This window comes from Psychrobacter immobilis (assembly GCF_904846185.1).
Classification (GTDB): Bacteria; Pseudomonadota; Gammaproteobacteria; order Pseudomonadales; family Moraxellaceae; genus Psychrobacter; species Psychrobacter immobilis_B.
Window position 1 is genome coordinate 68,356 of sequence record NZ_CAJGZQ010000018.1, and the last position, 12,055, is coordinate 80,410.

Consider the following 12,055-nt stretch of genomic DNA (forward strand, 5'->3'; position numbering starts at 1 on the left):
GATAATACTATCTAGATTTTATTACAACATACTGACTGTTATCGCCTGATTCATTTATCTTCAATAATCTGTTACTTAGCCAACTCATCGACACTGATACCAAGACCACCAGCGATCAACGCTTGCTGCTGCTGAGCATGCAGTTTCGGTGACCCTGTGGCAGGTGCTGCACTCGCAGGACGCGCCACTGGCTCCATGACTTTCGCCTTGGTTGGGTGTGGTACGACGATACGGAACATATGCGGTGCTAAATAATACCAAGCGCCTTGGTTCAGCGGCTCTTCTTGTGTCCAAACGATCTCAGCCAAGTTGCTGTATTTTTCAATCTCAGCAATCAAACGCTCTTCTGGTAATGGATAAAGCTGCTCAATACGCACAATCGCAACATGATCCAAACCTAGCGCACGGCGTTGCTCTAATAGGTCATAGTAAACTTTACCGCCACATAGCACCATGCGCGTTACGTTGTCGGCATTTTGCTGATCCATCTCTGGCAATACCGTCTCAAACTTACCATTCGCCAGCTCTTCAAGATTTGAAGTGGCCAGCTTATGACGTAGTAAGCTCTTCGGTGACATGACAATCAATGGCTTACGAATTGGGCGAACCGCTTGACGACGTAGCGCATGATAGATCTGTGCAGGTGTCGTTGGGGTAATCACTTGCATGTTGTCTTCGGCACATAGCTGCAAGAAACGCTCAAGACGTGCTGATGAATGCTCAGGGCCTTGACCTTCATAGCCATGTGGCAACAGCATGGTCAGACCACAAACGCGCTGCCATTTGGTCTCGCCGCTTGAGATAAACTGATCAATCACCACTTGCGCGCCGTTGACGAAGTCGCCAAACTGCGCTTCCCAAACGATGAGCGCGTTGGGTACGGTGGTTGCATAGCCGTATTCAAAGGCCAGTACCGCTTCTTCTGACAACAACGAGTTATAAGTGGCAAAACATGCTTGGTTTTCGCTGATATGTGATAAAGGCACATACATGCTGCCGTCATTGACGTTGTAGATCTCAGTATGACGATGCGAGAAAGTACCACGGCCGACATCTTCACCAGTGATACGAACCAAGACATTGTCATGATCGACCAATGACGCATAGGCCAAGGTTTCAGCGGCGCCCCAGTTCAATGGCTCTTCGCCTGTTTGCATGGCTAGACGCTGATCGACCACTTTTTGTACTTGGCGCTGTAGCTTATAGCCTTCTGGCATTTGCGCCATACGGCGGCCATACTCTTTTAATTTTTCGATATCGACGCTGGTATCCCATTCATCGACCAAATCATGACCTAGGTAGGGCTTCCAATCGACAAATAACGCTTCGTTTGGCTTGCTGACCAATGAGCTGGCGACATAATCACCACGGTCTAGCGACTCACGGTAGTCATCTTCGTACTGTTTTGCTTCTTCTGCGCTAAGGACGCCATCGGCGATGAGTTTTTGTGCGTAGATAGTACGCGTCGTAGGCAGTTTTTTGATAACTGCATACATCAAAGGCTGCGTCGCTGATGGCTCGTCGGCTTCGTTGTGACCGTTACGGCGATAGCAGAACAAATCAATGATGATGTCTTTGCCAAACTCATGACGGTAGTCTAGTGCCAATTGCGCAGCAAACACCACAGACTCAGGGTCATCGCCGTTGACGTGTAAGATAGGTGCATGCACCATCTTGGCCACATCAGTACAGTACTCGGTTGAGCGTGCGTCTGCTTGACGGCTGGTCGTAAAGCCGACTTGGTTGTTGATCACGATATGAACCGTACCACCCGTGGTATAACCACGCGTCTGTGACATCTGGAAGGTTTCTTGAACCACACCCTGACCGGCAAAAGCAGCATCACCATGGACGACGATTGGCAGCACTGAGTTACCGCCTTTGTCCATAAACGGCAGATCGTTACGGCGAACTTGACGTGCACGTACCGAGCCTTGTAAGACGGGCGCTACGATTTCAAGGTGCGATGGGTTAAAGGCTAGAGCCAAATGCGCCTCACCACCTGGTGTCATGACGTTAGAAGAAAAACCGTTATGATACTTAACGTCGCCTGAGCCTTTTTCTGGCTGTACCTTACCATCAAACTCGTCAAACAAATCCGCAGGGTTTTTGCCTAAGATATTGACCAATAGGTTTAGGCGTCCACGGTGAGCCATACCAATGACCATCTCTTTAGTGCCATAACCGCCTGCACGTTGGATGATTTCATTGATGGCTGGGATAAAGCTCTCGCCGCCTTCTAGACCGAAACGTTTGACGCCGGTATATTTACGTGCCAAGTATTTTTCTAACCCTTCAGCTGCTGTTAAGCGCTCAAGTATAGATAGGCGTTTTTCTTTATCAAATTCGATATAGCCTAGGTTGGTCTCGAGGTATTTTTCCATCCAGCGTTTTTCGGTGCTGGTGGTCACGTGCATATATTCAACACCGATATAACGGCAGTACACACGCTCCATGATTTCTATGATCTCACGGAGTGTCGCTTCGTCTTTACCGATATTTAAATCGTTAGTAGGAAATACCGTATCAAGATCAGCTTCTGAAAGGTTATGATAAGCAAGCGTCAAATCTTCCACTTCAGCACGTGGATGTAAATTTAACGGATCGAGCTTGGCGCGGCGGTGACCACGGCGGCGATAAGCTGAAATTAGCTGCTGCACAGCCATTTGCTTAGGATTAGCACAATCAGTTAAATTGCCTGTATTTGTATCAGGCGCTGAAGTGCTAGGTTTGTTAGCAGTTTGGTTGCGGGCAAGCAACAAAAACTGTTCCTTAATAGCGTTGTGCTGTGCATCGTTCGGCGATTTGTATTGTTCAAAATACGTTTGCCAATCGGTATCGACGCTATCAGGGTCATTTAGGTATTGCTCATAAAGAGCTTCTATATAGCTGGCGTTGTCAGCAGCCAGTTCTGTATGTCCTAGGCTTGCTGCTTCTTTAGTTATACTATTCATAATAATCGTCTATTTGATAGATAAATGAATGGAATCGTGCTTATTATTGTGTAATCTGTTGTATGTTAGATATATACATACTTAATGCTATAAAAACTCAATCGTCTTCTATTCAGTACTGCTTTATAAACTACAGTTATCACTATAAAAGAGTAATACGTGTGCCTGTCATTTTGCTTATACAGACAATCATCCTACATAGTGATAATAAATCTCATTGCAATACCTATTATTAAAAATAGAATTATTTGTGAACGTGCAGTTTTCTTATCTTACTCGTTTCACAACATTAATTTATATATACTGAAATCAATGATAACCAACTCATTAAAGATAAACATTTAATGAATCGTTCAGCTAGCCTATCATTTGGCTACTCTCACTGACTTATATTGTTATTTCCAAGCTATCATTGCTTTTGAAGCGAACATACACTGCTGTATAGAGTAGCACGACAGCGTTTTACGCCATAGTTTGTTTGTTCAATAATAACTATTTAGGTAATGAATATCTACTATCATTTCAGGTACATCATTCCAGTTTACTACGAATTTATTAGTAAGACAGAATAGTGGCAACTGATAGCTGCTCTTCAAAACAACTAATTATTAAAATAATACGCTATTCTAACATTTTACGTGGTGAATATCTCTTGGTGAATGCTTTTTTCTAACACCAATTATTTGACATACTCCCGCCACTTTCGACAAGCTCAAGTGTGGGATTCTAAAAGCAAAAGCTCTTAGGTGACTTTCTCACGAAGGTCACAAGCTTTCTGTTTCATCGGGCGACCTTTACCGCGTCCTCCCTCCACAGACAAAACGGCATGTCCTACCGTAAGAATATTACGAGCTGCATTAACATCAGCATTCGCAATATAACCACATTCAACGCACTCAAATTTTGCTTGGGTGCGTCTATTTTCTTTGGCAACATGCTTGCACTCAAAACAGGTTTGGCTAGTAAATCTTGGGTTTACTTGGATCAATAATCCACCTTGCCACTGCTGTTTATACTCAAGCATAGTCAACGCCATACCCCAACCCTGATCAAGAATTGATTTATTCAATCCTGATTTGGCTCTGACATTGCGACCTTTGTTTTCAAGCGTACCACTTGCTGATTTCGACATATTAGCTATCTTCAAATCCTCACAGACAATCATGGCGTGGTTTTTGCTGATGTCAGTGGTGATCTTATGCAAGTAGTCATGGCGAATATTGGCGATATGATGGTGAAGCTTTTGGATTTTACGGTTTTGCTTTTTCCAATTATTACTAAATAAGACCTTGCGGCTTAATTGGCGCTGTAGCCTTGCTATCTTGACTTGATTAGCTTTGAAGCTATTTTTGGGCTGAATAATATCAGCGTTTGAGGTAGTGATAAATTTAGTAATCCCTAAATCAATACCAATGGCGGTTTTGGACGGATGGGTCGGTGTTTCAACCTCACGCTCCGTACCGAAAGACACGTACCATTGGCCGGATTTCTTACTGATGGTGATATTCTTTATGACACCTATGATCTCTTGAGATTTTTTAAACTTCACCAAGCCAATACCATTCGGTAATTTGACGCGATTGCCATTAACGCGGCAATATTTATCAAACTGAACCAAGCGGATTGAATCTCGACCATCTGATTTACGTTTAAAACGCGGCATGAGTGGGCGTAGTTGGATTTCAGTGCCGTCGGCAAGCTTGAGGCATTTAGTTTTTCTAGGTTTTCTGTTATTTTCTTTCAGCCTTGCATGAACTTTAGGGTCAAAAAAGCGCGACCAAGCAGAAGCGAGATCACGAACTTTCTGTTGTAAAGATACCGCATTGGAGCTTGTTTTTAAGAATGCAAAATCAGGATTGGCTTTAATATCCATGATTTTATTAACCAAATTCGTTGCATTAATAAACTCATTCTTAGCAAACATCTCAAACGATATGGCCAGCATTTGATTCCAAACAAAGCGCGCAGAACCAACGAGGTTATTTAAGATAACCTCTTGCTCTGCGTTAGGCTCAAGCCTAAACTTATACGCTTTACTGATTTTCATAACACCAATTCATTTTCGTCTGACATGTTATCAATACTAAAGATTAACACGATTTATTTCAGTAACTAATCTGTATAAAAATATAAGGCGGTGTTCTAAAAAGTATGGTGACGAAAAAATTTAATACGAAGTCTATGCTAATTTCTCTGATTCCATAGAGCTTTCAAGGCTTCAAAATTGTTCAAATTTTAGTCAACATATTTTTTGACACACCACCGAATATAATAAATACTAAGCGACATTCCCCTCCGCCCTAATGTCGGGTGGAGTCCTATTTCGCTTTTTTGATAGATTGCTGACGTATATATCATGCCTTCTTACATACAACCAACGTATTGATAGCCCAGCCTTACCTTTAACCATGTCGAATAATCGTCTCTATAAGCCCTATCTGGCACTGAAAGACAATCAAAGAATCTCAGATTATTGTTCATAAAAAACACCACCTAATGATTAGGTGGTGTTTTTCGTACGCTATCTGCAAAAAAATAGACAATTATAAACGATTAACCTGCTTGGTCAATGAGCATATTACGTAAATGACCGATTGCTTTGGTTGGGTTCAAGCCTTTTGGACAAACTGATACACAGTTCATGATACCGCGGCAACGGAATAGGCTAAATGGATCATCTAAGCGCGCCAAACGTGCTTGCGTATCACCATCACGGCTATCAGCCACGAAGCGATAAGCGTGCAGTAGTGCTGATGGACCTAAGAATTTATCAGGGTTCCACCAGAACGATGGGCAGCTGGTTGAACAGCATGCGCATAGAATACATTCGTACAAACCGTTTAGCTTTTCGCGTTGCTCAGGTGACTGCAAACGCTCTGTCGGCGGTGCTGGCTGGTCATTGATCAAGTACGGATGTACTTTCTCATATTGCTCATAGAATTGGTTCATATCAACAACCAAATCGCGAACAACAGGTAGACCTGGTAATGGACGAACCGTGACTTTTTCTGGCAGAGTGTTCATGTTAATGAGACACGCTAGACCATTTTTGCCATTAATGTTCATGCCATCAGAGCCACAAATACCTTCACGGCAAGAGCGACGGAAGGTCAGTGTTTCGTCTTCCTTTTTCAGGCGTAATAACACGTCAAGCAACATACGATCTGAGTCTAGCAACTCAATCGTATACGTTTGCATGCGCGGCGCTGCGTCCAGATCAGGATCGTAGCGATAGATTTCGATGGTGCGAGTACCTCGGCTCATAATGCTAAACTCCACACGTAGGTGATGGCGGGCATACAAAGGTTGCAGCATATCAGCGCTATTGATTAGCCCATATTGACAGTAATTATCAAATATCAACTAACCATATTGTCACGCTGGCATGAGCATGTAGCTGGCGGTCACCTTTTAATAAATGAATAAAAAATAAAACGTTTACGCTGTTCGTATCGCTAAATTGCGCAGTCTAAAATTAGTAGACGCGAACTTTCGGTTCGATATAATCAACCGTTAGTGGTACTTTACGAACTGGCTTATAAATGATGCGATTGCCTTCAGAATACCATAAGGTATGCTTCATCCACTCGTGGTCATTACGGCCATTTGGTGCGTAATCATCATCTTCTGGACGGTCATAGTCAGACACACTATGAGCACCACGGCTTTCGTGACGCATTGCCGCTGATACCATCGTCGCTTTGGCCACTTCATACAAGTTAGCCACTTCGAATGCTTCAATGCGCGCTGTGTTAAATACTTGTGATTTATCAGCCAAATGGATTTTTTCAATCTTGTCACCAAGCGCTAAAATCTTGTCAACGCCTTCGTCCATCATCGCTTGCGTACGGAACACACTCGCATGCGCTTGCATGGTTGCACGAATCTCGTCAGCCACGTCTTGGGCATTGTAGCCTTCAGTCGACTGTTGTAGCTTGTCTAAACGACCGACCGTATAATCTAGCACGCGTGGATCTAGAGGCTTATAGTTATGATCGGCATGATGGAATTCATCAACGATATGTTTACCAGCAGCACGACCAAATACCAATAGATCAAGCAAAGAGTTGGTACCTAAGCGGTTGGCACCGTGAACACTGACACAAGCACATTCACCGATAGCATAAAGACCTTTAACCACGTTGCCTTTTGCATATAGACCGTCTTCGTCCGTACCTGCTTCTAGATCAGGCTTAATGACTTGACCATGGATAGTGGTTGGAATACCGCCCATCATATAGTGAATGGTTGGAATAACGGGAATTGGCTCTTTGGTGATATCAACGTTAGCGAAGTTTTTACCAATCTCAAATACCGATGGCAAACGCTTCATGATAGTTTCTACACCCAAATGGGTCATATCCATTACGATATGGTCAGCGTTTGGACCACAGCCGCGACCTTCTTTGATCTCTTGATCCATAGAACGAGAAACCAAATCACGTGGTGCCAAATCTTTCACGGTTGGCGCATAGCGCTCCATGAACGCTTCGCCATCTTTGTTACGTAAGATAGCGCCTTCACCGCGGCAACCTTCAGTTAACAGTACGCCTGCACCGTGGACACCTGTTGGGTGGAATTGCCAAAACTCCATGTCTTGTAATGGAATACCAGCACGAACGGCCATGCCAATACCGTCACCAGTATTGATATAAGCGTTAGTAGAAGCGGCGAAGATACGACCTGCACCCCCTGTCGCTAGGACAGTAATTGGTGATTGGAATACGGCAACTGTACCTGTCTCTTGCTCAAGCGCGATAACACCGTTGATATTACCCGCTTCGTCTTTGATCAAATCAAGCGCAATCCACTCGATAAAGAACTCAGTGCCTTGCTGCAAATTCTTCTGATATAACGTATGTAATAGCGCGTGACCCGTACGGTCAGCTGCAGCACATGCACGTTGTACGGCTTTTTCACCATAGTTTGAGGTATGACCACCAAATGGGCGCTGATAAATTGTGCCGTCTTCGTTACGGTCAAACGGCATGCCCATGTGCTCAAGCTCATAAACGACCTTTGGCGCTTCACGGCACATGTATTCAATCGCGTCTTGGTCACCCAACCAATCTGACCCTTTAACGGTGTCATAAAAGTGGAAATGCCAGTTATCGTTGCTCATGTTGCCTAAACTTGCGCCGATACCGCCCTGAGCCGCAACCGTGTGCGAACGGGTTGGGAATACTTTGGTCAAAACGGCAACTTTCATGCCTGCTTCTGCCAAATGTAGTGAAGCACGCATACCTGAGCCGCCACCACCAACGATGACTGCATCGTAGTTTAGCGTCTTAATATTACTAATGGTATTATCTTGTCTAGTTGCCATTACGGTTTTCCTAATGCCTATTAATGCTTAGAAGTAAATAAAAAGGCTGTCTCAAAATCATCCTATTGCTGGACAAAACACTTTATTGTCTTGCCACTATTTGCAATTATCAAAGTGAATGACGCTCACAACCTTTAACCACCTAATTTGCATATCTATCGTTATATTGGGTTCGCTCACTGACTAAACCATAGCGCACCTATTATATAAGTGACTGGCTAAGTCAATGATGTCCAACGCTATGATTGGCTATGACTATTTTTGGCTACTAACGGATGACTTTGACATTTGCTAGTCACGTCCGTTATTGTTTATAGATAAATCAAGTTACAGATAAATAAATATTATCAATACATAGTCTGTTCAATATAATATGGATACAAGGAGGGCAAGTCACCAGAACTACAAATAGTAGGCTAAGCGAGCCTGACACCGTATCCAGATTATAGGGGATTGGCTATCGTTAAACAGCAACCACACCGAAACCAGTACCCCAAAAAATCATGATGCCCCAAAATAGAAACACTAAAATAGCGATAATCATCAATGACTGTAGCACTAAGCGTAAACCTGCTGCGCTTGAGCCCAATTTGCCAGTAGTGATATAGTCGGTGAACACGGTCCACATACCAACCCAAGCATGACCAGCTAGGGCAAGTACCGCCACCAAGCTAAATAGGCGCATAGGTAAACTGGTCATAAATGATGACCACTCAAGATAAGTAACATCGCCGTGCGTCAAAAAGAAGCCCAGCAATACCACACTATAAACGGCTAAAACGACAGCGCTAATACGCTGGATAATCCAATCGCGTGAGCCTGAACCTGTCAGACCAGTCGCACTTTTGATTCCTGAATCATTTTTTATCATTAGAACATCACCCATACAAATGACGCGACAATTAGAATCGCTGCAATCACAAAACTAACCATAGACGCAGTGCGACCAGATTTTAGCTCTTCGTTCATGCCCATATCAGCAAATAAGTGCTTGATGCCCATCACAAAGTGATAAGCAATCGCAGCAACAAATATCCATGCTAAGAAGCGCACAAGTACATTGTCAAATACGGTTGCAAAGCTCTCAGCCGAAGCCAATGAGTTCTGTAGTAACCACAGCATGACAGGAATCAATAAAAATAAAATAATGCCAGAGATACGATGCAAGATAGAGGCGATCGCAATCGGTGAGCGATTAACGCTAATCACTTGGCTTAAAGGCAGATCAATAGGTCGGTTGCTTTTCACAGCGGGCATCCTTTTTGCGGTTATACTCCTGTATCTGCTATCAACGCTTGATATCACTGATGTCGATTAAGCATTGAGCAACACACGAGACGAATAAAGTAAGGAAGAGCTAGCTGACTTCGTTTAGTTTGCGCTAAATATGAAGAAAGGATCGTGGGGTACAAGGTATTGATAAACTGTTTAATATCGCTCGTCAAATCGACAGGTCTATAAAACAACCCGTCTATTATACAACAAAGAAAATAAACATGAGTAAGATCGATTAACTAGTCTATTTTTACTGGTCATATCAATAAAGACAGCGCTACTCCGTCATCGATATCAATACAGCCCTTTTATTAATAACTTAAAAATAGAACAGTTAACAAAAGCATTCAAACCATGGATTACAGATATTGTCTATCAAAACCCTAGTGCGTCGTTGCTCTGGTGCTACTCAGCCATAACCGAGTATGAATAGAAAAACGACACTACATCATGACCACTTATCAATTCGCACAAAGCGAGTGCCAGTTAAGTTCCTACAATTATAAAATGACTGGGCGATAATTACAAATTTATCCCCTAAGTAGTAAAAGGCAAACGCTGGGTTAACAAATAAATAGACAGCGGTCATACGTATTTGCCAAAATTGCTCAATTTTGAGGGAATTTGCGCCAAACTCAATTCGTCTGCTACGCATACTCTGTCTATTTTTAACCCGAATATTAATCAAACCTGCTACATTATTATCGTAAAATTCTTTAAAAATTATGCGGATAATGTAGCTGTACTTACTGTCATAAAAACAAGCTTTCTAAGCAAAATAACCAATCAGACATATTTTGATACAAAAATTACAGTGAATAAACACGACTAAACCGTGCCAATTGGTGCTATTGATGGTAAAAGTCTTTTCAAATCATAAGTAATTACTGCTAATATACCCTGCGTATTAAATGAGTTAAATACATTTTTATGATTTGACTAACGATAGACCGAGGGTATGCGTCTGTCGTAATTTTATTCTAACAAGCTAAAACCAATGGAGAGCAATTTATGGCTGACACTAATGCCAAACTAACCGTCAATGGTAAAGAATACGAGTTTCCTATTATCGAAGGTACTTTAGGGCGTCCAGTTCTAGATATTGCTGCTCTACAAGAATCAGGATTTTGGTCTTATGACCCTGGTTTTAAAGTAACCGCCCCTGTTGAATCAAAGATTACTTATATTGATGGCGGTAAAGGTGAGCTACTACACCGCGGCTACCCTATCGATCAATTGGCAAACAATGCTGAATATTTAGAAGTGGCTTATGCCTTGATTCATGGCGACTTGCCGAACGCTGAGCAAAAAGCAGATTTCTTTGAAAAAATCCGTAAGCATACGGGTGTTCATGATCAGTTGCGCAAGTTCTTTGAAGGCTTCCGCCGTGACGCACATCCAATGGCCATTATGGTTGGTGTCGTTGGTGCTTTATCCGCGTTTTATCATGAAGCATTAGACGTCAGTAACGAAGAGCATCGTGAAATCACGGCTATCCGTCTAATCGCTAAAATGCCAACGCTTGCTGCGATGAGTTATAAATACTCGCAAGGCGAACCGTTCATGTACCCACGCAATGACTTTAGCTATGCTGAAAACTTCTTATACATGATGTTTGCCACGCCTGCTGATGTTGATTACCAAACCAATGACGTCATCACTCGTGCCATGGACAAAATCTTTACTTTGCATGCTGACCACGAGCAAAACGCGTCAACGTCTACGGTACGTCTAGCTGGTTCTACTGGCGCCAACCCTTATGCGTGTATCGCTGCTGGTATCGCCGCCCTTTGGGGACCATCACATGGCGGCGCGAACGAAGCCGTGCTTGAGATGTTAGATGAGATCGGTTCAGTTGAAAATGTGCCTGAATTCATGGAAAAAGTGAAGAGCCGTGAAGTGAAACTGATGGGCTTTGGTCATCGCGTTTATAAAAACTTTGATCCACGCGCACAAGTAATGAAAGAAACTTGTGACGAAGTATTAGGCGCATTGGGCATCAATGATCCTAAGCTTGAGCTTGCCATGGCACTTGAGAAAATCGCTTTAGAAGACCCGTTCTTCGTTGAGCGTAACTTGTATCCAAACGTTGATTTTTACTCGGGCATTATCCTTAAAGCCATCGGTATCCCAACGTCAATGTTTACCGTTATCTTCTCATTGGCTCGTACTTCTGGTTGGATCAGCCATTGGTTAGAGATGCACAGCACACCGTTCAAAATCGGTCGTCCACGTCAGTTATACACGGGTGAAACGCATCGCGACTTCGTTAAAGTTGAAGACCGTAAATAGTCACTTATATTTTAGTTTTTAGAACCATAAAAAATCCCGCCATCGTGCGGGATTTTTTATGGTTCTTGTTTTATCATCAAACGCCGTAAAACCACGTCCTTCTAGGGCGTGGATATCAGGCGTCAACCGTTGTCACCTAAGATTGAACATACCTTGATAACCAAATACATTGAGATCATAATTACCCCATGAAAACGCTCAAACTACG

Annotated in this window: 7 protein-coding genes; 1 reads left to right on the forward strand and 6 read right to left on the reverse strand. The window is 43.0% G+C overall.

Translation table 11 applies throughout. The features are described 5' to 3' along the window. Positions 1–71: 71 nt before the first annotated feature. The 6 genes from JMW94_RS10665 to sdhC form a co-directional block, all read right to left on the reverse strand. The gene (locus JMW94_RS10665) at positions 72–2,954 is read right to left on the reverse strand and encodes a 2-oxoglutarate dehydrogenase E1 component (RefSeq protein ID WP_201604383.1); all 2,883 of its coding nucleotides are present in this window, start codon (positions 2,952–2,954) and stop codon (positions 72–74) included. Positions 2,955–3,696: 742 nt separating this feature from the next. Continuing rightward, the gene (locus JMW94_RS10670; RefSeq protein WP_087813902.1) at positions 3,697–5,001 is read right to left on the reverse strand and encodes an RNA-guided endonuclease InsQ/TnpB family protein; all 1,305 of its coding nucleotides are present in this window, start codon (positions 4,999–5,001) and stop codon (positions 3,697–3,699) included. Positions 5,002–5,507: 506 nt separating this feature from the next. Further along, positions 5,508–6,218 carry a succinate dehydrogenase iron-sulfur subunit gene (locus JMW94_RS10675; RefSeq protein WP_055123743.1) on the reverse strand — a complete coding sequence of 237 codons (711 nt, stop codon included), beginning with the start codon at positions 6,216–6,218 and terminating at the stop codon, positions 5,508–5,510. 211 nt (positions 6,219–6,429) lie between these two features. Beyond that, positions 6,430–8,280, reverse strand: coding sequence for a succinate dehydrogenase flavoprotein subunit (sdhA, locus tag JMW94_RS10680; RefSeq protein ID WP_087813903.1), 1,851 nt, complete (start codon positions 8,278–8,280; stop codon positions 6,430–6,432). Positions 8,281–8,743: 463 nt separating this feature from the next. Continuing rightward, entirely contained in the window at positions 8,744–9,130 is a 387-nt protein-coding gene (gene sdhD, locus JMW94_RS10685) for a succinate dehydrogenase, hydrophobic membrane anchor protein (protein ID WP_227500963.1), read from the reverse strand. Between the two features lie 20 nt (positions 9,131–9,150). Further along, positions 9,151–9,537, reverse strand: a complete 387-nt coding sequence (gene sdhC / locus JMW94_RS10690; RefSeq protein ID WP_201501781.1) for a succinate dehydrogenase, cytochrome b556 subunit — start codon at positions 9,535–9,537, stop codon at positions 9,151–9,153. A gap of 1,029 nt (positions 9,538–10,566) precedes the next feature. On the opposite strand from sdhC, the gene gltA reads away from it, so the two are divergent. Next, positions 10,567–11,847: a citrate synthase gene (gene gltA, locus JMW94_RS10695; RefSeq protein WP_055123667.1), complete on the forward strand. Its 1,281-nt coding sequence runs from the start codon at positions 10,567–10,569 to the stop codon at positions 11,845–11,847. The last annotated feature ends 208 nt before the right edge of the window (positions 11,848–12,055 follow it).